The 24,768-nt window shown below is 41.2% G+C and carries 28 protein-coding genes; 26 read left to right on the top strand and 2 right to left on the bottom strand.

Features of this window, described 5'->3' with window-relative positions:
• Window positions 1-25: 25 nt before the first annotated feature.
• The 11 genes from G611_RS0102180 to G611_RS13600 all read left to right on the top strand — a co-directional run bounded on the left by G611_RS0102180 (window position 26) and on the right by G611_RS13600 (window position 15,121).
• Window positions 26-2,761 (top strand): glycoside hydrolase family 3 protein, encoded by a 2,736-nt coding sequence (locus tag G611_RS0102180; protein WP_028242211.1) that lies wholly within the window; start codon window positions 26-28, stop codon window positions 2,759-2,761.
• 76 nt (window positions 2,762-2,837) lie between these two features.
• Window positions 2,838-4,187, top strand: a complete 1,350-nt coding sequence (locus G611_RS0102175) for an SLC13 family permease (RefSeq protein ID WP_028242210.1) — start codon at window positions 2,838-2,840, stop codon at window positions 4,185-4,187.
• Between the two features lie 93 nt (window positions 4,188-4,280).
• On the top strand, window positions 4,281-4,877 hold the full coding sequence (locus G611_RS0102170) for an AAA family ATPase (RefSeq protein WP_028242209.1): 597 nt from the start codon (window positions 4,281-4,283) through the stop codon (window positions 4,875-4,877).
• A 55-nt stretch (window positions 4,878-4,932) separates the two neighbouring features.
• Window positions 4,933-6,222: a diguanylate cyclase domain-containing protein gene (locus G611_RS15080; protein ID WP_051195013.1), complete on the top strand. Its 1,290-nt coding sequence runs from the start codon at window positions 4,933-4,935 to the stop codon at window positions 6,220-6,222.
• 20 nt (window positions 6,223-6,242) lie between these two features.
• Window positions 6,243-7,856 carry a response regulator gene (locus G611_RS0102160; RefSeq protein WP_036947851.1) on the top strand — a complete coding sequence of 538 codons (1,614 nt, stop codon included), beginning with the start codon at window positions 6,243-6,245 and terminating at the stop codon, window positions 7,854-7,856.
• The gene (locus G611_RS0102155) at window positions 7,853-9,199 is read left to right on the top strand and encodes a sensor histidine kinase (RefSeq protein WP_028242207.1); all 1,347 of its coding nucleotides are present in this window, start codon (window positions 7,853-7,855) and stop codon (window positions 9,197-9,199) included. Before G611_RS0102160 ends, G611_RS0102155 begins: the two co-directional genes overlap by 4 nt.
• Window positions 9,200-9,314: 115 nt before the next feature.
• Complete coding sequence (locus G611_RS0102150) at window positions 9,315-10,349, top strand: substrate-binding domain-containing protein (protein ID WP_028242206.1); 1,035 nt, start codon at window positions 9,315-9,317, stop codon at window positions 10,347-10,349.
• A 78-nt stretch (window positions 10,350-10,427) separates the two neighbouring features.
• A complete protein-coding gene (locus G611_RS0102145; protein WP_028242205.1) occupies window positions 10,428-11,948 on the top strand; it encodes a sugar ABC transporter ATP-binding protein in 1,521 nt (506 codons plus the stop codon).
• Entirely contained in the window at window positions 11,941-13,020 is a 1,080-nt protein-coding gene (locus G611_RS0102140; protein ID WP_028242204.1) for an ABC transporter permease, read from the top strand. The genes G611_RS0102145 and G611_RS0102140 overlap by 8 nt, the downstream gene beginning before the upstream one ends.
• The gene (locus G611_RS0102135) at window positions 13,020-14,060 is read left to right on the top strand and encodes an ABC transporter permease subunit (protein WP_036947847.1); all 1,041 of its coding nucleotides are present in this window, start codon (window positions 13,020-13,022) and stop codon (window positions 14,058-14,060) included. Before G611_RS0102140 ends, G611_RS0102135 begins: the two co-directional genes overlap by 1 nt.
• Window positions 14,061-14,065: 5 nt before the next feature.
• Window positions 14,066-15,121 carry an ABC transporter substrate-binding protein gene (locus G611_RS13600; protein ID WP_036947845.1) on the top strand — a complete coding sequence of 352 codons (1,056 nt, stop codon included), beginning with the start codon at window positions 14,066-14,068 and terminating at the stop codon, window positions 15,119-15,121.
• 54 nt (window positions 15,122-15,175) lie between these two features.
• Here G611_RS13600 and G611_RS13595 read toward each other — a convergent pair whose 3' ends face one another.
• Together G611_RS13595 and G611_RS0102120 are read right to left on the bottom strand one after the other, a co-directional pair.
• Window positions 15,176-16,549, bottom strand: coding sequence for an MATE family efflux transporter (locus G611_RS13595; protein ID WP_036947842.1), 1,374 nt, complete (start codon window positions 16,547-16,549; stop codon window positions 15,176-15,178).
• Between the two features lie 34 nt (window positions 16,550-16,583).
• The gene (locus G611_RS0102120; RefSeq protein ID WP_028242202.1) at window positions 16,584-17,471 is read right to left on the bottom strand and encodes a class I SAM-dependent methyltransferase; all 888 of its coding nucleotides are present in this window, start codon (window positions 17,469-17,471) and stop codon (window positions 16,584-16,586) included.
• Between the two features lie 449 nt (window positions 17,472-17,920).
• Between G611_RS0102120 and rpsJ the strand changes: the two genes are divergently transcribed.
• From rpsJ to G611_RS0102045, 15 genes are all read left to right on the top strand, one after another.
• Complete coding sequence (gene rpsJ / locus G611_RS0102115) at window positions 17,921-18,232, top strand: 30S ribosomal protein S10 (RefSeq protein ID WP_015548360.1); 312 nt, start codon at window positions 17,921-17,923, stop codon at window positions 18,230-18,232.
• 170 nt (window positions 18,233-18,402) lie between these two features.
• Entirely contained in the window at window positions 18,403-19,086 is a 684-nt protein-coding gene (gene rplC, locus G611_RS0102110) for a 50S ribosomal protein L3 (protein WP_028242201.1), read from the top strand.
• A gap of 29 nt (window positions 19,087-19,115) precedes the next feature.
• Window positions 19,116-19,736 carry a 50S ribosomal protein L4 gene (rplD, locus tag G611_RS0102105; RefSeq protein ID WP_028242200.1) on the top strand — a complete coding sequence of 207 codons (621 nt, stop codon included), beginning with the start codon at window positions 19,116-19,118 and terminating at the stop codon, window positions 19,734-19,736.
• Window positions 19,736-20,035 (top strand): 50S ribosomal protein L23, encoded by a 300-nt coding sequence (rplW, locus tag G611_RS0102100; RefSeq protein WP_028242199.1) that lies wholly within the window; start codon window positions 19,736-19,738, stop codon window positions 20,033-20,035. Before rplD ends, rplW begins: the two co-directional genes overlap by 1 nt.
• An 81-nt stretch (window positions 20,036-20,116) precedes the next feature.
• On the top strand, window positions 20,117-20,959 hold the full coding sequence (rplB, locus tag G611_RS0102095; protein ID WP_028242198.1) for a 50S ribosomal protein L2: 843 nt from the start codon (window positions 20,117-20,119) through the stop codon (window positions 20,957-20,959).
• 11 nt (window positions 20,960-20,970) lie between these two features.
• On the top strand, window positions 20,971-21,252 hold the full coding sequence (rpsS, locus tag G611_RS0102090) for a 30S ribosomal protein S19 (RefSeq protein ID WP_028242197.1): 282 nt from the start codon (window positions 20,971-20,973) through the stop codon (window positions 21,250-21,252).
• Between the two features lie 22 nt (window positions 21,253-21,274).
• Window positions 21,275-21,664 carry a 50S ribosomal protein L22 gene (rplV, locus tag G611_RS13590; RefSeq protein ID WP_036947839.1) on the top strand — a complete coding sequence of 130 codons (390 nt, stop codon included), beginning with the start codon at window positions 21,275-21,277 and terminating at the stop codon, window positions 21,662-21,664.
• Between the two features lie 11 nt (window positions 21,665-21,675).
• On the top strand, window positions 21,676-22,335 hold the full coding sequence (gene rpsC / locus G611_RS0102080; RefSeq protein WP_028234425.1) for a 30S ribosomal protein S3: 660 nt from the start codon (window positions 21,676-21,678) through the stop codon (window positions 22,333-22,335).
• 1 nt (window position 22,336) lies between these two features.
• On the top strand, window positions 22,337-22,765 hold the full coding sequence (gene rplP, locus G611_RS0102075; RefSeq protein WP_028234424.1) for a 50S ribosomal protein L16: 429 nt from the start codon (window positions 22,337-22,339) through the stop codon (window positions 22,763-22,765).
• Window positions 22,765-22,971 (top strand): 50S ribosomal protein L29, encoded by a 207-nt coding sequence (gene rpmC / locus G611_RS0102070; RefSeq protein ID WP_015548351.1) that lies wholly within the window; start codon window positions 22,765-22,767, stop codon window positions 22,969-22,971. Before rplP ends, rpmC begins: the two co-directional genes overlap by 1 nt.
• 40 nt (window positions 22,972-23,011) lie before the next feature.
• Window positions 23,012-23,266 carry a 30S ribosomal protein S17 gene (rpsQ, locus tag G611_RS0102065; protein WP_028234423.1) on the top strand — a complete coding sequence of 85 codons (255 nt, stop codon included), beginning with the start codon at window positions 23,012-23,014 and terminating at the stop codon, window positions 23,264-23,266.
• 18 nt (window positions 23,267-23,284) lie between these two features.
• Window positions 23,285-23,653 (top strand): 50S ribosomal protein L14, encoded by a 369-nt coding sequence (rplN, locus tag G611_RS0102060; protein ID WP_015548350.1) that lies wholly within the window; start codon window positions 23,285-23,287, stop codon window positions 23,651-23,653.
• A 13-nt stretch (window positions 23,654-23,666) separates the two neighbouring features.
• Window positions 23,667-23,978 carry a 50S ribosomal protein L24 gene (rplX, locus tag G611_RS0102055; RefSeq protein ID WP_015548349.1) on the top strand — a complete coding sequence of 104 codons (312 nt, stop codon included), beginning with the start codon at window positions 23,667-23,669 and terminating at the stop codon, window positions 23,976-23,978.
• A 22-nt stretch (window positions 23,979-24,000) separates the two neighbouring features.
• On the top strand, window positions 24,001-24,546 hold the full coding sequence (gene rplE, locus G611_RS0102050; RefSeq protein WP_028242195.1) for a 50S ribosomal protein L5: 546 nt from the start codon (window positions 24,001-24,003) through the stop codon (window positions 24,544-24,546).
• A gap of 10 nt (window positions 24,547-24,556) precedes the next feature.
• Entirely contained in the window at window positions 24,557-24,742 is a 186-nt protein-coding gene (locus G611_RS0102045; protein ID WP_028242194.1) for a type Z 30S ribosomal protein S14, read from the top strand.
• The last annotated feature ends 26 nt before the right edge of the window (window positions 24,743-24,768 follow it).

Raw genomic sequence — 24,768 nt, 5'->3', positions numbered from 1 at the left:
TAGTTTTTTGGGAGTTATTATTGGTATGAAGTTAGATGACATCAAAAATATTCTGTCGCGCTCGGGAAAGATGCAGTTTCCTGAGAATAGAAGTGCAGTTAGGGCTTTAGGCGCTGATAGTATGGTTTTGCTTAAAAATAATGGTATTCTTCCTATGAATAAAGGAAAAATAGCATTATTTGGTGCAGGGGCAGTTGACACCATTTACACTGGTTTATTTTTTAATTACGTATATACGGATGGAAATGTAAGCGTAAAAGATGGTTTATTAGGAAACGGATTTACGTTTTCTACAGATACATGGCTTGAAAAGATGGAAAAGGCAGTCAAGCCAGAAGATAAAAAAGTAAGAGCATTATCTAAGAAGAATTCTTTTGCCGGAAAAAAATATGAGACCCCTGAGGTTCTAATCACAAAGGCTGATATCGCAGAAGCTGTCCTTGGAACTGATACCTGTATTTATGTCATCAGACACAATTTGGTTGGGGCAGGTCCTCTGCTTGAGAGGGAATATCGTATTTCCGATATTGAACAGGCAAATCTTAAGCTGGTGCTTGAGGCATTTGAAAATGTTATTCTTGTGCTTAACACAAACATGATTGAAATGGGGCAGCTTGCCAGAGCAAAGAATGTTAAGGCTATTGTTTTAATGGGAATTCCAGGTATGGAAGCTGGTAATTCTTTAGCCGATGTGCTAACTGGTGCTGTTAATCCATGTGGTCGATTGACTGCAACATGGGCAAAGAAGTACAAGGATTATTCAACCTGCTACAGCTCAGCTGTCACAAATAAAAATTCAAAGAACAATGAGATTGATTATAAGGAAGGTGTTTACGTAGGGTATCGATATTTTGATACCTTTGATGTTGCGCCTTTATATCCTTTTGGGTATGGACTTAGCTATACCACCTTCGATATAAAGCTTGAATATTTCGAGGCTAGCTGGATATCAATCATGCTTCGTGTAAAGGTTACAAACACAGGAAGCCATGCAGGTCGCCAGGTAGTACAGGTTTATTGCTCTCAGCCTAAGGGTAATATCGACAAGCCTTATCAGATACTGGTAGGCTTCGCCAAAACAGGCAAGCTAAAGCCAGGCGAGTCAGAAGAAATCACATTAAAGATTCCAATAATGGCATTGTGCTCATTCGATGAAGAATCCACAGGCTGGGTAATGGAAGCTGGTGATTATCTATTCAGATTAGGTGTTAATTCAAGAGATACTGAACTTTGCGCAAAGGTTGTGCTAGATAAATTCACAACAATAAAAAGCGTTTCAAATGTAATAGAACTGAAAAAGCCATTGGAATTTATCCAGGCGCCTGAAAGAAAGCAGGAAAATACAGGCTTTATAATGTCAGCGTCTCTAAAAGGTGACGATTATAATTCTGAGAACAAATTCGTTCCACAGTCTACAGAATTTACCACCTATGTCCAAGAGGGCAGTAAGTATGTGTCATATATCAACGAAAATTCGTATGCTATGCCATTTGCAGCCCATGAGAGTATAAAGTATGTTAAGCCATGCGGCGTTGCAACATTTTTTGATGTGGTGAGAGGTAAGTTCACCATTGAAGAATTTGTATCTTCACTATCTCCAGAGATTATGGCCAGAATAGTTGCAGGTGCAACCGGGGAGACTAAGATAGATAGCGAGTCCAGACTGAAGGTTGATGTTAACGTTGATAAATATAAATATAAGATATCAAGTCGTACAACATCCCAGTTTACTTCAACACTGGGCATTCCTGCTGTTAATATTGCAGATGGTCCATCAGGCCTTAGAATCGATGAGGTGCCTTGTACCAATTTCCCATCGCCAATGAATATGGCCCAGACATGGGATATGGGGGCTATGGTTAGAATGGGTAGAGCCATGGGCCGCGAGATGGAATATTACGACATCGATTTTTGCCTTGCGCCAGCTCTTAATATCCACAGAAATCCTATGAGAAGTCGTGCCTACGAATTCTATTCAGAGGACCCAACTCTTGCAGGTACAATGGGTGGCGGACTTGTTATGGGAATAAAAAGATATGAAGGCCGAAACGTAATATTAAAGAATCTAGCCACATATAATCAGGAAACTGGCACAGCAGATGTAAACATTAATGTTTCAAGACGTGCATTTGGCGAAATCTATTTAAGAGCCTTTTCAGTTTGCAACTTCATGTCCTCACCTGCTGGAATTCTTAATTCTGGCAACAGGATTAACGGAGTTTATTCTTCATCTGACAGAGGACTTAACACCCAGATCCTTAGAAAGGACTGGGGCTTTACAGGCTTTGTACTGTCTGACTGGGGCTCTCTATCAGAGAAGCCTTACGATATCCACGCAGGCTGCGATTTGATAATGCCAGGCTTTGATCCAGATGAATTGCTTCAGGCTATGATGGAGACAACACCTGAATTTGCAGAGGATGGCTTCGTCAAAAAGGTAGAAAAGGCATATAAATACGGTGACCCTATGATTCAGTACTATAAATGGGGCTCATTCTTACCAGACAAGGATGGTACGGATTACGTTAGAACCACTGTTGCAGCAGATGTTCCATTAAATGAAAATGTCCTTAGATATCAGGAACTTGGCCTATGTAAGGTGGAGGATTTCACAGATGGAGGCAAGGCTGTTGTATATAAAGGAATCAACAGAGGCGCTTATCTTGCTTTAGGAGATTTGCAGCAGGCTGTTATTAATGTCCTTTCAAATATTAAGAACTCTGCATCAATGAAAAAACTCATGGATAGCGCTGAGATTTAATTAAATATTGCTTTAAAAATCTGCTCCCCTCGTATACAATATATGAAGAAATATTGGTATATGAAGGGAGTAATTTATGTTAGCAGAAATTATGGCTATAGTCATTTTTGTGGCTATGTTTGTGCTTATTGTATGGGACAGATTCCCAAAGCACTATGTCACTTTAGGCTGTGGCGCGCTTACCAGCATTTTCGTTTTTGGTATCGGAATGCGTAGCATGGAGGCATTTTTAAACACACTGGCAGTGAAAGGGATTTTTACACGTAACTTTTGGCATACAGCAGGCGAGTCAGCAGAACAGACCTCTGGTGTCAACTGGGCTACTATCATATTCTTATGGGGCATGATGGTAATGGTCGAAGGCATGGCAGAAGCCGGCTTCTTCGATTGGTTATGTCTTAAAATCGCTAAGCTTGCAAAGTTTGAACCAGTTAGAATCTTTGTATCATTCATGATTCTTTCATCGTTTCTTGCTATGTTTATCGATTCCATTACAGTTATTTTGTTCTTGGCAGCAGTTACAATTCGACTTGCCAGAACTCTTAAGTTCAATCCAGTACCTGTAATTATGGCAGAAATCTTCTGCGCAAACTTAGGCGGAAGTGCAACTATGTGTGGTGATCCACCAAACATCATCATCGGAACATCACTTGGATATTCCTTTGCAGATTTCGTAGAAAACACTGGTGCAATCGGTGCTATTTCACTTGTTGTAATCATTTTGTATTTCTATTTAACAATGAGAAACAGATTGCAGGATCCTGCCGATAAGGTAGACCCAAGCACAATCAATGTTGAAGTTAAAATTGATAACATGAAGGAATTTTTAACTAGCACAATTATCTTCCTTGTTGCAATTGCGCTTCTCATTACACATTCAATGACTGGTCTTACAGTTGCATTTATCGGTACATTTATTGCATTTATCACTCTTGCAACAGCAGGACGTAAGGCCCTTACTCTTCTTAAGAGAGTAGATTATCATACATTGTTATTCTTCATCGGTCTTTTCATCGTAGTCGGTGGACTTGAGGAGACAGGTGTATTAGTAGTTATTGCAGAATTCATTGCTAAGGTATCAGGTGGTAATGCTCATCTTATGATTGCAATCATCCTTTGGGTAAGTGCATTTGCATCAGCATTTATTGATAACATTCCATTCTCAGCTACAATGATTCCAGTTATCAGAACACTTGCAGCTACTACAGGTGTAGACCTTTCCACAATGGCTTGGACACTTGCTATCGGTACAGATATCGGCGGCAGCATGACTCCAATCGGTGCCAGCGCTAACGTTGTAGGTATTTCTACAGCAGGTAAGGAAGGTTATCCTATCAGTTGGGCAACATACTGCAAGGAACTTGTGCCAGGTACAATTATTGTGCTTGTTATCTCAATGATAAACATCTTTTTCAGATATTTGTAGATTTATAACTGAATATAGAAGACAATTATCTCGACTTATGTTCAACAATCATTTAAAATAATAATATAGATAATACTGAAGAGGGGGTAGTTTATGGGGCAATTTATCATTTCAGTTGGTAGAGAATATGGTAGCGGCGGTCATGAAATTGCCAGCCGCCTTGCAGAACAATTTAACATTCCAATGTATGATCGCAATATGCTTGATCAAATGGCGGAAAGAAATGGAATAGACGCAGAGGATTTGCACAAGCATGAGGAAATGAAGCGTCAGGGACTTGTTCGTACAGTACGCGGTCATTCTTCTAGTGTGCAGGATACAATAGCAAAGCTGCAGTTCGATTTTATCAGAGAGAAGGCTGAAAGCGGAGAAAGCTTTGTGGTGGTAGGAAGATGTGCGGAAAATGTCCTTAGAGACAACCCAGCACTTATATCTCTTTTTATCAGGGGTGATGAGGCAGCTAAGACTGAGCGAATTTGCCGACTTTACAAGCTTAATAAAATCGAAGCTAAGGCAAAAATGTATCGTCACGACAAAAAGCGAAAGGCTTACCACAACTATTATTCGAAAATGAAATGGGGAGATAGCAGGGGTTATGATTTCTGTATTAACAGCTCCCTGATGGGCGTTGAAGCTACTGCAGATGCTCTATTTAAAATGCTATCTGAGTTCTTAAAAACACAAGAGTAATTTTGAAGAGTAGGCTTTATCGCCTACTCTTTTTTGCTTTGAAAAGGAGAGGGGTATGGCAGATAGTGGGTTAAAAAACAGTCTTAAAAAGCAGATGCTGAAGATGACACTGATTCCGTTAACACTTATGACAGTTGCCATTGTGGCAGTTTCTGCCAGCATCGTCAGAAAATCCATCACAGATCATATTCAAAAAGAGCTGATAAATGATGCGGATTTAGTAAGCCTTATTTTTGATAAATTTTATAATGGCGATTTTCATATCGAAAGAGATGAAACCAAAGGAGAGCTGGTAATATACAAAGGGGACCAGCTACTGAATGGTGAAAACACTCTTATGTCGATGCTTTCGAAAAGACGAAATATTGATGTGTCTATATTCTATGAGGACGTAAGAGTTCTCACTACACTTGTGGATTCAGAAGGCAACAGTGCCATGGGGACTAAGGCTGCGGCCGTTGTTAAGAACGAAGTGTATGACACGGGCGAAAGCAAATTTTATGATAATGTAATGGTATATGATAGAAAAAGCTTCGCATACTATATGCCAGTTTTTGGCGAAAACGGTGAAAAGCTTGGTATGATTGCAGTTTGCCGTTCAGCGGAGGATGTTCAAAGCTCTGTTTTCAAATACGTTTTGCCGATTATTGGAATCTGCTTAATTGTAGCAATCTTCTTTGGCATTATCATGGTGTGCTTCAATAAAAAGTTAGCGGAGCGAATCCATAAGATGGACAGATACATGAACAAGCTGGCAAATGGTGATTTCGATTACGAAATGCCTCGCGAGCTGATGGCAGAGGATGACGAAATCAAGAGTCTGGCCAATGATGGTAAAAAGATGGCCAGAGCACTTAAGAATCTCGTTGAATTTGATGCCTTAACTGAGTTAAACAATCGACGTTCTGCAGACAAGAAGTTAGAAGAAATAAGGGTTCGCATAGTAGAAATGGGAATGAAATACTGTGTATGTATTGCGGATATCGATTTCTTTAAAAAGGTTAACGACACCTACGGACATGAAATGGGTGATGAGGTCCTTAGAATGGTGGCGGCTAAACTAAAAAAGGGAATGGTCGGCAAAGGCTTTGCGGCTAGATGGGGCGGCGAGGAATTCCTGCTTATTTTTGATAATCGTGAGCTTGATATAGCCAAGCGAGAACTATCAATAATAATGGATGATATTCGAACCATCTATGTGCCAGATACCGACAGACAAATAACAATGAGCTTTGGCTTAACGGCAATGATTCCAGGAGAATCAAGCGATGAGGCTTTAAGCAGAGCTGATGCCAATCTGTACGAGGCTAAGGAGGGCGGTCGTAACCAGATTGTTTGTAAGTAGTTGTTTTATTGGGGGAATTTATGTTAAAGGTTTTTTTAGTTGAGGACGAGTATTTTGTCCGCGAATCAATCAAGAACAACATTGATTGGAAGGGTCACGGCTTCGAATTCTGCGGTGAAGCTGGTGACGGCGAGGTGGCACTTCCTATGATTAGAAAGGAGCTTCCTGATATCGTAATTACGGATATCAAAATGCCATTTATGGATGGACTAACTTTGTCCAAAATGATTAAGGAGGAGCATTCTTCTACAGAAATCATCCTGCTCACAGGCTACGAGGAGTTTGCCTATGCCCAGGAGGCGTTGAACATCGGCGTTGCCAAATATTTAGGCAAGCCTATTAGCGGTGAAAAATTAGTAGAAGAATTGGAAAGCCTTGGTCAAAAAATAAAAGATAAAAAAGAAGAATTGGCCATTGTAGAAAAGTACGAAAGAGAAATGGAGGAAAAGAATCTGGCTGAAAAGCTTAGGTTCTTCGACTCATTGGTAACTGGCGGAAGAGACACAGTTAGTCTCATGGGCGAGGCAAGAGATTTGTCCTTAGATCTTTCTGCAGTTTGCTACAACATACTTTTGTTGAAGGTCTGGTCTGATAGACACGATATGGAGGAATACTCTGGAACCGTTGTTTCTATGGAAGACAGATTAAAACAGATGGCCGAGGAGAAAAATGCTTTGCTTTTCGATCGTCATCTGGAAGGCAAGGCATTTTTATTTAAGGCAGATTCAAATGAGCAGATGGATGCTCTTTTAAAGGAATGCATAAACAAGATGGAGTCCATGTTTGAGGAGAATCGTCACATAAGATTCTTCGCAGGTGTAGGCAAAACCGTTACCCATATCACTGAGATCCCAGAGTCATTTGATAGCGCAGGACGTGGATTTGCCCATCGTCATTTAGGCGAGACCAATAAATTCATCTGGGGTAACGAGCACTTAGCTCAGGAAAATGATGACCTGTCTTTGTCAGATCTTAATCCTAAGCAGATGGCACATGAACGTGTTATAGAGTTCCTTCGCAGAGGTGACTGCAACGAGGTAACCTTCTTCGTTGAGGAATTTATTAGAGAGCTTGGTGCCAGTGTCATGAATTCCACCATGTTCCGCCAGTATCTGACAATGGATACCTATCTTACTGTAGTTGATTTTGTGGAAAATGAAATCGGTGCATCCCGCAACCTTATTGAATCCTTTGATTCCGACAAGGGCATAATGTTTAATAAGGAAAATGCGGTAGGCTACATGAAGCGAATAATTGATGCGGCAATTAATCTTCGGGAGGAAAAATCTAAGAGCAGATATCATGATGTGGTTAGAGATGCCATCGAATTTATAGAGGAAAACTATGCAGATGAGGAGTTCTCCCTTAATACATTGGCGGCATACGTAAACTTTTCGCCAAATCATTTGAGCGCAGTTTTCCGCCAGCAGACAGGCCAGCCTTTCATAAAATATCTTACAGACTATCGTATTACTAAGGCTAAGGAGCTGTTGCGCTGCACTAGCAAAAAGAGTAGCGAAATAGCAACTATGGTAGGCTACAAGGATTCTCATTATTTCTCTTATGCTTTTAAGAAGGCACAGGGGATGACACCTACACAGTATCGTGGAACAGCTAAAGAGGAAGTGAAATGAGAAGCAAAAATAGCGAAAAAGAGCAGGGAAAGCTTGCACTTCAAATAAGAATGTCGTATTTGTTTTTGCTGATTCCAATCCTGTTTTTCTTGGGCTACGTTTTTTACAATCTTTGGGAAACAAATTCCAGATACGACAAAATGCTTAACTCCGTTGTGACGGCCAGCGAGTTCTCATTGGATTTTAAAAATGATTACGACTATGAAACATATCTTTTGATTGTTGGTAACAAGACCCCAGAGCAGTCGCTGCTTCCGGGGCTTCTTACTGATGCCAGACGTGTAGTTGAAAATCTTGAGCAGTACACCGATACCGATGACAATAGAAAACGTTTGGAGAGTGCTGAAAAATATCTGGACAATCTGGAAACCTACAACAAAAGAATTGTTTCTAATCTTGAGACTGAAGGTCGATACGAAGAAAATATGGTCATCTGGGAAAACGATGTGCAAATTGTAACGGGCCTAGTGCAAAATACCATCAACGAATACATCTACTACGAAAACAGGGAACTGCAAACTGCCCAGGAAAATAACAGGGCTCATGTAATTAATTTCATGAGAATTGCAGTGTGCTTTTTCATGGTTATTATTTCTATATTGGTTGTGTATTCCATCTTTGTACCAATCCAAATCACAGAGCCTATCGAAAAACAGGTTAGAGCGGAACAGCGCCAGCTTCGAAAGGCGGAGTTTGAATTGCTGCAGGCTCAGATTAATCCACACTTTTTGTACAACACATTGGATGCCATTGTCTGGTCCGCAGAGGCGGGCAATCAAAAGCAGGTAATTGCCATGGTAGGCAGTCTTTCAGATTTCTTCAGAACATCTCTTAATAAGGGTAAAGAAATCGTAACCGTTAAGGAAGATTTGCAGCATGTTACCAGTTATCTGGAAATTCAGCAGATTAGATATTTGGATATTTTGCGATATGAAATAGATGTGCCGGAGGAGCTGTTTTCTAACAGGCTTCCTAAAATTACACTTCAGCCACTTGTGGAAAATGCCCTTTATCATGGTATAAAAAATAAACGTGGCGGTGGAAAAATCACTATAAAAGGATGGGAGACTGTGGATTCCTACTATATAGAAGTAGCAGATGATGGAATCGGCATGACTGAGGAACGCCTTGCAGCAGTAAACAATGGCTTGCTGGAAAGTGTTCCAGAGGAAAACATTCTTTATGGTCTTTACAATGTAAATGAACGTATTCGCCTTAATCTTGGAGAGGATTACGGTTTGGTTGTGGACAGTAAATACCAGGAAGGCACTAAGGTGACTGTCCATCTCCCTAAAAATTCTACCGAAATCGTAGAAAATCAAACTTTACAAAAAACGGAATAAAAAATCAAACAAGAAACTTTTTTTTATCAATGTAAAATCCCAACCTTCTGGGCTAAGATAATCTCAACAAGGGGGAAATCCCATAAATCAATTAGACCTAATAAGGAGGGGAAAAATGAAGAGAAAAGTTTTAGCAATGATGATGGTTGCTGCAATGACAATGGGTCTTGTAGCATGCGGCGGCAGCGACAGCGGCGATGCAGCAGCAACAGGTGACACAAGTAGCGATACAGCAGCTACTACAGAGGAGACAACAGAAGCTTCTGGTGATTTAATCAAGGTTGGTATCATCAACAACGATCCTAACGAGTCTGGTTATCGTACAGCTAACGATGCTGACTTAAAGGCAATGTTCACAAAGGAGAATGGCTATGATGCATCATTCGCATACAGCTTAAAGAACGATGAGCAGATTCAGGCAGCTCAGCAGTTCATCCAGGATGATGTTGATTACTTACTTCTTTCTGCAGCTGATACAGCTGGTTGGGACAGCGTACTTCAGGATGCTAAGGATGCTGGTATCCACGTAATCTTATTTGACCGTACAATCGATGCTGATGAGAGCCTCTATGATGCTTCTATCGTATCTGATATGGACAAAGAAGGTGAGACAGCAGTTAAGTGGCTTGAGGGTCAGGGCTTAGACAGCTACAAGGTTATCCACATTCAGGGTGTTATGGGTTCTGCAGCACAGCAGGGTCGTTCAGGCGCTCTTGATGACAAGGTAGCAGCAGAAAGCAACTGGGAAATCGTAGCACAGCAGACAGCTGAGTGGAACGCAGAGAAGGCACAGCAGATCGTTCAGTCACAGATCGATGCTGGTAAGGACTTCAACGTAATCTACGCTGAGAACGATGATATGGCTAAGGGTGCTGTAGCAGCTCTTGATGCAGCTGGTATCTCACACGGTGTTGGCAAAGACGTAATCGTTATGGGCTTTGACTGCAACAAGTGGGCACTTGAAGAGCTTCTTGCTCAGAACTGGAACTATGATGGACAGTGCAACCCATTCCAGGCTTCATACATTGATGAAATCATCAAGACAATCGAAAGTGGAAGCGCTCCAGCAGAGAAGGTTGTAATCATGGAAGAGAAGGGCTTCGATGCTGAGACAATTACACAGGAAGACGTTGATACATACGGAATCTAATTGTCATTGTAACTATAGTAATTCATGAGGCGCGGATTTCCGCGCCTCTTTCAAAAAAGAGATTAGGGAGATAAGCCGGTGAAAGACAACAGAGTACTTGAAATGCGTGGCATTTGCAAAAGTTTTCCTGGTGTTCGAGCCTTAGCAAATGTGGATTTTTCCTTGAATGAAGGTGAGATTCACGCTTTGATGGGGGAAAATGGTGCGGGAAAATCTACATTAATTAAGGTCCTTACCGGAGTTTACACAAAGGACGAAGGAACTATTAGCTTGAAAGGATTGGGTGAAGTTCAGATTCACTCACCACAGGACGCACAGCGTAGCGGTATCAGTACCGTATATCAGGAAATTACATTGTGTCCAAACCTTACGGTTGCAGAAAATATGTATATTGGACGTACCGAAGGTGCTTTTACAAATTGGAAAAAAATGAATGAGGATGCAGACCGTATATTAAAATCACTTGATATTCCAGCGTCTGCAACACAGCAGTTAGCAAGCTGCTCTATCGCAGTTCAGCAGATGGTTGCCATCGCAAGAGCGGTAGACATGGATTGTAAGGTATTAATCCTTGATGAGCCAACATCATCACTTGATGCACAGGAAGTTGAAAAGCTATTCGGATTAATGCGTGACCTAAAGGCAAGAGGAGTTGGAATCATCTTCGTTACACATTTCCTTGACCAGGTGTATGAGGTATGTGACAAGATTACAGTTCTTCGCGACGGTCAGTTAGTGGGAGAGTATGAAATAAAAGATTTACCTCGCGTTCAGCTGGTAGCAAAGATGCTTGGAAAGGAAATGGATGACCTTTCAGACATTAAGGGCGAGCATGAAACTTACAGCGGAAGTGACGCAGGTGAAACTATTTTTGAGGCAGAGGGCTTGCAGAGTGATGCAGGCATCGAGCCATTTGATTTCTACATTAAAAAGGGTGAAGTTAACGGCTTTATCGGATTGCTTGGATCTGGTAGATCAGAAAGCGTCCGTGCTATCTTTGGTGCCGACAGAGTTCTATCTGGAAAGGTTAAGGTTCACGGCAAGGATGTTAAAATCCAAAAGCCTCTTGATGCAATGAAAAACGGCATTGCATATCTTCCAGAGGATAGAAAGGTTGACGGTATCATTGGAGATTTGTCAGTTAGGGAGAATATTATCTTAGCACTTCAGGTTCTAACTGGATTCTTCAAGCCATTCTCAAAGGCCGAGCAATATAAATTTGCAGATGAATATATTAAAAAACTGAATATCAAGACTGCTTCAGCTGATACACCAATCAAATCATTATCAGGTGGAAATCAGCAGAAGGTAATCTTAGCTCGTTGGTTGCTTATGCACCCAGAATATCTCATCCTTGACGAGCCAACACGTGGTATCGACGTTGGTACAAAGGTAGATATTCAGAAGCTTGTATTGGAGCTTGCTTCAGAGGGTATGAGTGTTACATTCATTTCTTCAGAAACAGACGAAATGCTCCGTACTTGTTCAAGACTTATCGTTCTTCGTGATCGCAAAATCGTTGGCGAGTTAACAGAGGATGATTTGAGCCAGAACAAGATTATGAAAACCATAGCCGGAGGTGAAAGCGAAAATGAGTAAAACAAACAAAGACAACAACTTTTGGCGAAGGCTGATTTCTAATCAGATGTTTATTCCGCTTTTAGCATTAGTGTTACTTGCACTTATAAACCTGTTCCATGATCCAACCTTCTTCAAGGTTACAATGGGACTTAACAACGCAGGCAACCCAGTTTTATCTGGTTACCTTATTACTATTTTGGATTACGGCTCAGAGCTTGCAATCCTTGCAATTGGTATGACACTTGTTACAGCGGCATCTGGTGGACAGGATATTTCCGTTGGTGCAACAATTGCCATCGCAGGCTCTGCAATGCTTAGGGTACTTTGCGGCGGTGTTGCAAGACCTACAGAATTAGCTGCCCCTGTAATCGTAGCATTTTTGGTAGCATGTGTAGTTGGAATGCTTTGCGGATTGTTCAACGGTGTATTGGTAGCCATATTTAAGATTCAGCCAATGATTGCAACATTGATTTTGTTCACAGCTGGACGTTCAATCGCAGCTTGGATTAACAACAATGAGCTTCCAATCGTTCCAGATCCAAAGTTTGCATATTTTGGTGGATTCATTCCAGGAATCCCAATTCCAACAACAGTATTTATTGCAATTGCATGCATTATCATCATTGCATTAGTTCTTAAGTTCACAAACTTAGGACTTTATACACAGGCTGTTGGTATCAACGAAAAGTCTTCAAGACTTAACGGTATCAATCCAACAGTAATCAAGGTTCTAGCGTTTGTTATTTTAGGATTGTGTGTTGCTGTAGCAGCATTAATCAAGGTAAGCCGTCTTTCAACAATTAACTATTCAGTAATTGCAAAGGATATCGAAATGGATGCCATCCTTGCAGTTGCCCTTGGTGGTAACTCACTTTCAGGTGGTAAGTTCAATATCTGGGCTTCAATTTTAGCTGCATACGTCATCCAGTTCTTGACAACAACTCTTTACAAGTTTGAGGTAAGCTCTGATGCACTTGCTGCATACAAGGCAGTTGTAGTTATTATCCTTGTTGTATTCTCAGCTCCAACTGTACGTGATTATCTTGGACAGCTTAGCAAAAAGTTTGTAAACAAGAAGGAGGTGGCATAATGGAAAAGGCAAATAAGGAAAGTATCTTCAAACGTGTTAGCGATACAAATCTCCTTCTTTCAATCACAATAGTAGTATTTGTTCTTATGTATATTGGAGCTGCATTAATTCTTGGTGGAGCCTTCACTAAGCCACAGGCATTCTTCAATATTTTGAACGCAAATGCAGCGCTTATCATTACATCCTGCGGCATGAGCCTTGTAATGATAACAGGTGGAATCGATATTTCAATCGGTGGTGTTGTAGCCCTTGTATCAATGTGCTGCGCAGTTTATTTGGATTATCATGATGGTTCAATCTTTGGCTCAGTACTTATTGCCCTTGGAATTGGACTTGCTTATGGAATCGTTCAGGGTGTTTTAGTAGCATACTTAGATATCCAGCCATTTATCGTATCTCTTGCAGGTATGTTCTTTGCCAGAGGTATGACAACAATAGTTAACACAGCACCATTCAACGTTTCAAACGAAAAGTTCGTAGCATTAAAGCTTACACGTATCAACGTTCCAGGAATGGGTTCAACAAACAAGCTTGGTGCATATGTTCCTGCTTATGTTGAAATCGGAGTTGTTGTTGCAATTATCATTGTGCTTGTACTTTTTGTAGTGTTACGTTGGACAAAGCTTGGTCGCAGCTTCTACGCTGTTGGTGGTAACAAGCAAAGCGCTTTGATGCTTGGTATCAATGTAAAACGTACAAAGTTCTTATCACACCTTATCTGCTCAGTATTAGCTGGCATCGGTGGATATGTATATTTCCTCCACGTAGGTTCTGGTGCAGCATCTCATGCCATGGGTATGGAAATGAACGCAATCGCTTCATCAATCATCGGTGGCACAATGCTTACAGGTGGTGTTGGAAATATTATCGGAACATTATTTGGTGTTCTTTCACTTAGCACCATCCAAAACATCGTTTCATCAGCAGGTTTCGACCAGGCTTGGTGGACAGGAATTACAATTGCTGCAATGCTATGCTTGTTCCTTTTGATTCAGTCTGTTATCATGGCTAATAAGAAGAAGGCATTAAAGGCAGTATAATACTTATGAAAAATAAAAAGACTTTTATGTGGCTTCTGCTCTCGTTGCTGGTTTTGGCTGGCTGCGGGAGCAGTCGTCCTGTTAACACGGAACAAGATGTTCTGACAGAGCAAACTGAAAATGAGGATGATGGAAGGATAGTTGTTGGATTTTCCCAGCTTGGTGCAGAATCTGATTGGCGTAGCGCCAACACTGCATCCATGAAGGAAGCTTTTTCTATAAACAATGGCTATAATCTAGTATTCAACGATGGCCAGCAGAAGCAGACTAATCAAATAACTGCAATCCGTACATTTATCCAGCAGGATGTTGATTACATCGTCCTTGCCCCTGTTATGGAAACAGGTTGGGATTCAGTTCTTGAGGAGGCGAAGGAGGCTAAGATTCCTGTTATACTTGTTGACCGTATGGTTGATGTGGCAGACAGGTCCTTATATCAGTGCTGGATTGGTTCAGATTTCGAGCTTGAAGGGAAAAAGGTTTGCGAATGGCTATACCAATACACCTTAGCTAACGATATTCCTTCAGAAGATCTTCATATAGTTGATTTGCAGGGAACCCTCGGTTCCACAGCGCAGCTAGGTCGCTCCCGCGGATTAAACGAGGCAGCCATAGAACACGGCTGGGATATTGTGGCCCTAAAGGACGCAGATTTCACCCAGGAAAAGGGCCGCGAGGTAATGAGCGAATTACTTCGTGAATACGATAATATAAACGTTGTATACTGTGAAAACGACAACGAAGCAATCGGCGCCATTAAGGCAATCGAGTCAGCAGGCTTAACTGCTGGTGCAGATATTAAAAACGGAGAGATAATGGTTCTTTCCTTTGATGGAATCAATAGAGAGGCCTTGGCATATGCTAAGGAAGGTAAGATTGCATGCATCGGCGAATGTAATCCACTTCATGGCCCTAGAGTCGCAGCCTTAATACAAAGCCTTGAGCGTGGCCGCGAGCCTGAGAAATTCAATTATGTTGAAGAGAGCATTTTCAGTACCCTTGATGATGTTGAAACTATTAAGGTAGACGGCATTGAATATGTCGTTGCATCTCCTAAATAAAATCACCCCAGTCCTATTAGCTTATATAGGAAACTGGGGTGATTCTTTTTATATTTATTTTGTTGTTTTGAATTCAGGGTGATTGAACTCTCGTCTTACAAGAGTGAAGCATACGATGAATGAAAGTACATCTGCAATAGGTCCTGCGAAAAGTACACCGTTGAAGCCAAAGATAAGTGGCAAGCAAATGATAAGTGGTGTAAGGAAAAGAACCTGTCTTGTAAGTGACATGAAAATTCCTTTGTATGGCTTTCCAATTGATGTAAAGAAGTTTGATGAAAGTGGCTGTAGGAAAGCAGTACAAATACCAAATAGGAATATTCTAAAGTATTTAGTACAAAAATCGAAGTAAAGGTCACTTCCTGAACCGAAGATTGAAACAATCTGGCGTGGGAAGAGCTGGAAGCAAAGCCAGCTGATTGTTGTTATGCAAAAAGCTAATTTAATAGCTAAGTGGTAAGCATCCTTAACTCGCTTGTAATTCTTGGCACCGTAGTTAAAGCTGATGATTGGCTGCAATCCCTGTGAGATACCAATTACAAACGAGAAGCATATACCGTTTACCTTGGAAATGATTCCTGCACAAGTGATAGGAATATCTGAACCGTAAATTGACTGTGCACCGTAGTGACCCATAACGTGGTTCATTACAATCTGCACAAGCATCATAGCAATCTGGTTAATGAATGGTGCAGCTCCAAGTGATGTTACAGCTGCAATAATATGTATGTTAGGAACAAAGTGCTTCTTTTCAAGCTTAACAGTCTTAAACTTTGTAAGATAAACAAGCACCATGATACCTGCTATGTATTGTCCGATGATGGTAGCAACAGCAGCGCCTTTCATTCCCCATCCAAATACTGCTACAAATAAAAAGTCTAATACTGTATTGATGATGGCACCAGTCAGGTTGATGGCCATTGTCATATTAGGACTTCCGTCTGCTCTAACGATGTGGGCCCCACCAGCTGATAAGATAAAAAGTGGATAGCCTAAAGCACAGACTCTTGAATATTCCATGGCATAAGGCAGAATATTTTCTGTAGCGCCACAGCCTAAAAGAATAGGCTCAAGGAATATTTCTGTAATAGCTGTAAGGAGAAGACCTCCAATCAGCATAACTGATACAGCATTACCTATATAATAACCAGCTCGTTTGGTCTCGCCTCTACCCATTGCAAGGTTGAAAGTAGAAGCAGAACCGATACCGCATAAAAGCGCAATAGATACGTTAAGTATTGATAATGGAAACTGAATGTTTGTGGCACCATTACCTAAAGGCCCTACAAAGTTTCCAATGAAAAGCTGATCCACCATGTTGTACAGAGAACCTACAAGCATGGCGATAATGCTTGGTATCGCAAATTTTCTAAGAAGTGTTCCAACTGGCTCAGTGCCCAGTGGATTAATTTTAGTTGTTTCTTCCATTGTGCTCGTTCCTTCTATATTATAGTAATTTCTATTATGCTCTAATCCAACGTCCACTAGCTCCGCATGGAAGTACAAGACCTGTATCTGTTACAGGCAAACCAATTTCATCAGCTGTAACTGTACCAGGGTGCTTCTTTAATAAAGCAGTGCTAATCATGTAGTTAAGTACTGCGGGCTGAAGGCCAGTAGTGTATGAGTTAACTAAGAAGAATAATGCATCATCTGATAAAACCTGCTCGCAAAGCTCGATGAATGGGAAGATATCATCCTCAATCTTCCAAATCTCATTCTTAGCACCTCTTCCATATGAAGGAGGATCCATAATGATACCGTCGTATTTGTTTCCGCGTCTGATTTCTCTTTCAACAAACTTACGGCAATCATCTACAAGCCATCTGATAGGTGCGTCACCGAGGCCAGATGAGATGGCGTTTTCTTTAGCCCATCCAACCATACCCTTTGAAGCATCTACATGAGTAACCTGTGCACCAGCAGCTGCAGCAGCAAGTGTAGCACCGCCTGTGTATGCGAAAAGGTTAAGGACCTTAACAGGACGATTCTTTTCTTTTATTTCCTTATTAATAATAGAAGAGAACCAATCCCAGTTTACAGCCTGCTCAGGAAAGATTCCTGTATGCTTAAATGCAAATGGCTTAATATTAAATGTAAGATTGTGTTCACAAATAGGGTAGCTGATGGTCCACTGCTCAGGTAAATCAAAGAATTCCCATTCACCGCCACCTTTGTTAGATCGATGATAGTGACCGTTTAGCTTCTTATAATAAGGAGAGCTTTTTTTAGTGTTCCAGATTACCTGTGGATCTGGACGAAGTAAAATGTAGTCTCCCCAGCGTTCTAGCTTTTCTCCTGAGGAGCAATCTATAATTTCATAATCTTTCCAATTATTTGCTACTTGCATTTCGTTACCTCTTATCTATATAATATGTTGACTTAGTAATTATACGAAAACTTTATTATTCTTCAATGGCTTTTTGTGGTCGTTTCTTATTTTGACCACAATATATAGTTGAAATATGGATTGTTCTTAATAAAATACAATTATTTCTTACTTTTTCTTGCAGATACCCCCTTTCTCGTGTATATTATTACTTGCTGTGACATGATAGCGATGAAGCGTGAGGTTGCAACCCAGCTTGCTGTGGTTGGTTTTCCGTGGAGCGAATGTCAAGTTAGGAAACTGACGACAAGTCACTGTACAACAGAAAACCGTCCGCTTTGCGGAGACGACGTGTGAGAACTTGATTCGATTTTTAAAAATTGAAGCATGAAACACACGGGTAAGTGTACAGTCGCCACTTGTTCGCTTTTTCAGAAAGAAGAAAAACGAAAAAGGAGGAGACTTTTTTTATGGCAAATCAAGTTATGAGAATCACACTCAAGGCTTATGACCACGAGTTAGTAGATTCATCTGCCAAGAAAATCATCGAGACTGTTAAGAAGAACGGAGCACAGGTTAGTGGTCCAGTACCTCTTCCAACAAAGAAGGAAGTTGTTACAATTCTTAGAGCTGTACATAAGTACAAAGACTCTCGTGAGCAGTTCGAGCAGAGAACTCATAAGAGATTGATTGATGTCATCGATCCAACACAGAAGACTGTTGAAGCACTTTCTAAGTTAGAGATGCCAGCAGGTGTTGAAATCAGCATCAAAAACAAGTAATTGAGTTCGAAACAAATTTTGTAAACATCCAAGATGGTTTTATATAGAAGCAACTTAGATTTCTTATCTAGTTCCACTTATATGACACTGTTCTAGGATGAACGGTTCCGCTACCCCAGTTATTAAGTTGGGCAAGAAGCGTTCCGCTGTAGAAAATGGAGGTAAGAAACATGAAGAAAGCTATTTTAGCTACAAAGGTCGGAATGACTCAGGTCTTCAGTGAAGGCGGCGAGCTTATTCCTGTAACTGTTCTTTCTGCTGGTCCTTGTGTTGTTACACAGATCAAAACAGTAGAAAACGACGGTTACGATGCAGTTCAGGTAGGCTTTATCGACAAGAAGGTTAAGCTTGTTAATAAGGATGCTAACGGACGCAAAGAAATCATTCATCGTAATGGCGTAAACAAGCCTGAGAAGGGTCACTTCGATAAGGCTGGTGTTGAGCCAAAGAGATTTGTTAGAGAGTTCAGATTTGATAATTGTGCAGATTATGCACTCGCTCAGGAAATCAAGGCTGATATCTTTGAGGCTGGTGACAAGGTAGATGCAACAGCTACATCAAAGGGCAAGGGATTCCAGGGTGCTATCAAGAGATTAGGTCAGCACAGAGGACCTATGGCTCACGGTTCTAAGTTCCACAGACATCAGGGTTCAAACGGTGCATGTTCATCACCTAGCCGTGTATTCAAGGGCAAGGGAATGCCTGGTCAGATGGGCGGAACAAGAGTTACAATCCAGAATCTTGAGATTGTACGTGTTGACGTTGAAAACAATCTGCTTTTAGTAAAGGGTGCTGTTCCAGGACCAAAGAAGTCTCTTGTAACAATCAAAGAGTCAGTTAAAGCAGGAAAGTAATCTTACGATAGGAAAGGAGGAACTTAGCGATGGCTAAAGTATCCGTATACAATATGGAAGGCAAAGAAGTTGGCACCATGGATCTTAACGACAGCATCTTCGCAGTTGAGATCAACGAACATTTAGTTCACATGGCAGTTGTCCAGCAGCTTGCAAATAACCGTCAGGGAACACAGAAAGCTAAGACACGTTCTGAGGTTTCTGGTGGTGGTAGAAAACCTTGGAGACAGAAGGGAACAGGTCATGCAAGACAGGGTTCTACAAGATCTCCACAGTGGACAGGTGGTGGCGTAGTATTCGCTCCAACACCAAGAGATTATACATTTAAGCTCAACAAGAAGGAAAAGAGAGCAGCTCTTAAGTCAGTTCTCACTTCTGCAGTTAACGAGAACAAGTTCATCGTTGTTGACGAGCTTAAGTTAAACGAGATTAAGACAAAGGATTTTGCAAAGGTTCTTACAAACCTTAACGTTGAAAAGGCTCTTGTAGTTCTTGATACAAACGACAAGAACGTAGTTATGTCTGCAAAGAACATTCCTACAGTAAAGACAGCTCTTACAAACACAATCAACGTTTATGACATCCTTAAGTACAACACAGTAGTTGTAACAAAGGCTGCTGTAGATCAGATTCAGGAGGTATATGCATAATGGCAAATGTACAATATTATGACGTAATCCTAAAGCCTGTAATCACAGAAAAGTCAATGAACGCTATGGCTGAGAAGAAGTACACATTCTTAGTTCATCCAGAAGCTAACAAGACAATGATTAAGGACGCTGTTGAGAAGATGTTCGACGGAGTAAAGGTTGCTTCAGTTAACACAATGAACGCTGATGGCAAGACAAAGAGACGTGGAATGACTTACGGAAAGACAGCAAAGACAAAGAAGGCTATCGTACAGCTTACAGCTGATAGCAAAGATATCGAAATTTTCTCAGGTCTTTAAGATTTAGCCTAAAGGCAAGAGTAAATTAATGTATGCGCAGTCGAGCGCGATAATAAACGAGTACATGAAAGGAGAACTAAAATGGGAATTAAGACATATAACCCATATACACCTTCTAGAAGAAATATGACTGGTTCAGATTTCGCTGAGATCACAAAGGCATCTCCAGAGAAGTCACTTGTTGTTTCATTAAAGAAGCACGCTGGTCGTAATAATCAGGGTAAGATTACCGTTAGACATCACGGTGGCGGTAACAGACAGAAATATAGACTTATCGATTTCAAGAGAAATAAGGATGGAATTCCTGCAAAGGTAATTGGTATCGAGTACGATCCAAACAGAACAGCTAACATCGCTCTTATCTGCTACGCAGATGGTGAGAAGGCTTACATCCTTGCTCCAGCTGGTCTTACAGACGGCATGACAGTTATGAACGGTGCTGACGCTGAAGTTAGAGTTGGTAACTGCTTACCACTTGAGAAGATTCCAGTTGGTACACTTATTCACAATATCGAGCTTTATCCAGGTCGTGGCGGACAGCTTGTTCGTTCAGCTGGTAACTCAGCTCAGCTCATGGCTAAGGAAGGAAAGTATGCAACACTTCGTCTTCCTTCAGGCGAAATGAGAATGGTACCTCTTAACTGCCGTGCATCTATCGGTGTTATCGGTAACGGTGATCACAACCTTGTTAAGATTGGTAAAGCTGGTCGTAAGAGACACATGGGTATCAGACCTACAGTTCGTGGTTCTGTTATGAACCCTAATGACCATCCACATGGTGGTGGTGAGGGCCGCGCTCCTATCGGACGTCCAGGTCCATGTACACCTTGGGGCAAGCCTGCTCTTGGTCTCAAGACTAGAAAGAAACATAAGCAGTCTAACAAGCTCATCGTAAGAAGACGCGATGGTAGAGCAATCAAGTAAGGAGGATACACATGGCACGTTCATTAAAAAAAGGACCATTTGCTGATGCAAGCTTATTAAAGAAGGTTGACGCTATGAACGCAAACGGCGACAAGTCAGTTATCAAGACATGGTCACGTCGTTCTACAATCTTCCCACAGATGGTTGGACATACAATTGCAGTACATGACGGAAGAAAGCATGTCCCAGTATACGTAACAGAAGATATGGTTGGACACAAGCTTGGTGAGTTCGTTGCTACTAGAACCTACAGAGGTCACGGCAAGGACGAAAAGAAGTCAAAGGTACGCTAATTAACAGAAAGGAGTTTTAATCATGGCTAAGGGACATAGATCTCAAATTAAACGTGAGAGAAACGATGTAAAGGATACAAGACCTTCAGCAAAGTTATCTTATGCTAGAATGTCAGTTCAGAAGGCTTGTTTCGTACTTGATGCCATTCGTGGTAAGGATGTTGATACAGCACTTGCTATCGTAATGTACAATCCAAGATACGCTTCAAGCGTTATAGAAAAATTACTTAAGTCTGCTATTGCAAACGCTGAGAACAATAACGGCTTAGATCGTAAGGACCTCGTAGTAGCTGAGTGCTATGCAAACAAGGGACCTACAATGAAGAGAATCAGACCAAGAGCACAGGGTAGAGCTTACAGAATCGAAAAGAGAATGAGCCACATCACAGTAGTGCTTGATCAGAAAAATTAAGGAGGCAAAACATGGGACAGAAAGTTAATCCTCATGGCTTAAGAGTCGGTGTTATTAAGGACTGGGATTCTAAGTGGTATGCTGAGGGCGAGAACTTCTCAGACTACTTAGTTGAAGACTATAATATCAGAAAATTTCTTAAGAAGAAGCTTTATGCTGCAGGCGTTTCTAAGATTGAAATCGAGCGTGCTGCTGGTAGAGTTAAGGTTACAGTTTATACAGCAAAGCCTGGCGTAGTTATCGGTAAGGGCGGCGCTGAAATCGACAAGATTAAGACAGAGCTCCAGAAGCAGACAAGCGATAAGCTTGTTGTAGATATTAAGGAAATCAAGAGACCAGATCGTGATGCACAGCTTGTTGCTGAGAACATTGCAGGTCAGCTTGAGAACCGTGTATCTTTCCGTAGAGCTATGAAGTCTTGCATGTCAAGAGCAATGAAGACTGGCATCAAGGGTATCAAGACAAGCTGTTCAGGTCGTCTTGGTGGTGCTGATATGGCACGTAGCGAGTCTTACAACGAAGGTACTATTCCACTTCAGACACTCCGTGCTGATATTGATTATGGATTCGCTGAGGCTGACACTACTTATGGTAAGGTTGGCGTAAAGGTATGGATCTATAAGGGTGAAGTACTTCCAAAGAAGAAGAATGTGGAAGGAGGAGCCGAATAATATGTTAATGCCAAAGAGAGCGAAGCATAGAAAACAGTTCCGTGGAAACATGGCTGGTAAAGCTTCAAGAGGAAATAAGATTTCATACGGTGAGTATGGTATCGTTGCAATGGAGCCAGCTTGGATTAAGTCAAACCAAATCGAAGCAGCTCGTATCGCTATGACACGTTACATTAAGCGTGGTGGTAAAGTTTGGATCAAGATTTTCCCAGACAAGCCAGTTACTGCAAAACCTGCTGAAACTCGAATGGGTTCAGGTAAGGGTACACTTGAATATTGGGTAGCTGTTGTTAAGCCGGGCCGTGTATTATTCGAGATCTCAGGAGTATCTGAGGAAGTTGCTAGAGAAGCACTTCGTCTCGCTACACATAAACTTCCTTGCAAGTGCAAGATAGTTTCCCGTGAGGATTTAGAAGGCGGTGAAGCATAATGAAGAATACAAAGTACGTAGAAGATTTAAAGAACACTTCAGTAGCAGAGCTTAACGCTCAGCTCGTAGAAGCTAAGAAAGAACTTTTCAACTTAAGATTCCAGAATGCTACAAATCAGTTAGACAATACAGCAAGAATCCGTGAGGTTCGTCGTAACATCGCTCGTATTCAGACTGTTATCACAGAAGCTGAGAAGAACGCATAATTAGTTTTGGATCTTAACTATTTGAAAGGAGAACAAAGACGTGGAAAGAAACTTAAGAAAAACACGTACAGGTGTTGTTGTAAGCGACAAGATGGATAAGACAATCGTTGTTGCAATCCGTGACAATGTAAAGCATCCACTTTACAACAAGATCGTTAAGAAGACATATAAGCTTAAGGCTCACGATGAGAACGGCGATGCTCACATCGGAGATACTGTAAAGGTTATGGAGACAAGACCACTCTCTAAGGATAAGAGATGGAGACTTGTAGAAGTAATCGAAAGAGCAAAATAATTAAAGGAGGCTACTATAATGGTACAACAGGAAAGTAGATTAAAGGTAGCCGATAATACAGGAGCAAAGGAAATCCTTGTTATCCGTGTTATGGGTGGATCTACAAGAAGATATGCCAATATCGGCGACGTAATTACTGCTACCGTTAAAGATGCAACACCAGGTGGCGTTGTAAAGAAGGGTGACGTTGTTAAGGCAGTAGTTGTTCGTTCAGTTAAAGGTGCCCGTCGTAAAGATGGTTCTTATATCAAGTTTGATGAAAATGCTGCAGTCATCATCAAAGATGACAAGACTCCAAGAGGAACTCGTATTTTTGGACCTGTAGCTAGAGAGCTTCGTGAGAAGCAGTTCATGAAGATTGTTTCTCTCGCTCCAGAAGTATTGTAGGAGGAAGAGTAGAATGGCAACTATGAAAATTAAAAAGGGCGATACAGTTCGTGTCATTGCTGGTGGCGATGTTAACAACGAAGGTAAGGTTATCGCAGTAGATAAGAAGAATAACACCGTTACAGTTGAAGGTGTTAACATGGTTAAGCGTCATGTTAAGCCTAGCATGGCTAACCAGGCAGGCGGTATCATCGAGCAGGAAGCTCCTATCGATGCTTCAAATGTTATGTTACTTCATAACGGTCAGCCTACACGCGTTGGCTTCAAGATGGACGGAGATAAGAAAGTCCGTTTCGCTAAGAAGACTGGCGAAGTGATTGACTAATTGAAGAAAGGAGAACAGTTCGTTGAGTAGATTAAAAGATCAGTATCTTAATGAGATCGTACCAGCAATGGTAGAGAAGTTCGGATACAAGAATATTATGGAAGTTCCTAAGATCGACAAGATCGTTGTCAACATGGGTGTTGGCGAAGCAAAGGACAATGCAAAGCTTCTTGAGTCTGCAGTCAAGGATATGGAAATGATTACAGGCCAGAAGGCAGTTACAACAAAGGCTAAGAACTCAGTTGCTAACTTCAAGATTCGTGAAGGTATGGCAATTGGTTGCAAGACTACACTTCGTGGAGAAAAGATGTATGAGTTCGCAGATCGTCTCATCAATCTTGCACTCCCTCGTGTACGTGACTTTAGAGGTGTAAATCCTAATTCCTTCGATGGTAGAGGTAACTATGCACTTGGTATCAAGGAGCAGATTATCTTCCCTGAGATCGAGTACGATAAGATCGACAAGACTCGTGGTATGGATATCATCTTTGTAACTACAGCTAAGACAGATGAAGAGGCTAGAGAATTACTTCGTTTATTCAACATGCCTTTCGCTAAGGAAGCATAGGAGGAAAGTTATGGCAAAGAAGTCAATGAAAGTTAAGCAGCAGCGCAAAGCAAAGTTCTCTACACAAGAGTACAGTCGTTGCAAAATCTGCGGTCGTCCACATGCATACCTTAGAAAGTATGGTATTTGTAGAGTATGTTTCCGTGAGTTAGCTTACAAGGGTCAGATTCCTGGCGTTAAGAAAGCTTCATGGTAATTTAAGCGAGCACAGATTGAAAATTA

Origin of the sequence: Pseudobutyrivibrio ruminis AD2017, from assembly GCF_000424305.1 — a bacterium.
GTDB lineage: Bacteria > Bacillota > Clostridia > Lachnospirales > Lachnospiraceae > Pseudobutyrivibrio > Pseudobutyrivibrio ruminis_B.
The sequence above is the reverse complement of the archived record's forward strand: the minus strand, read 5'-3'. Positions and strand labels throughout refer to the sequence as shown.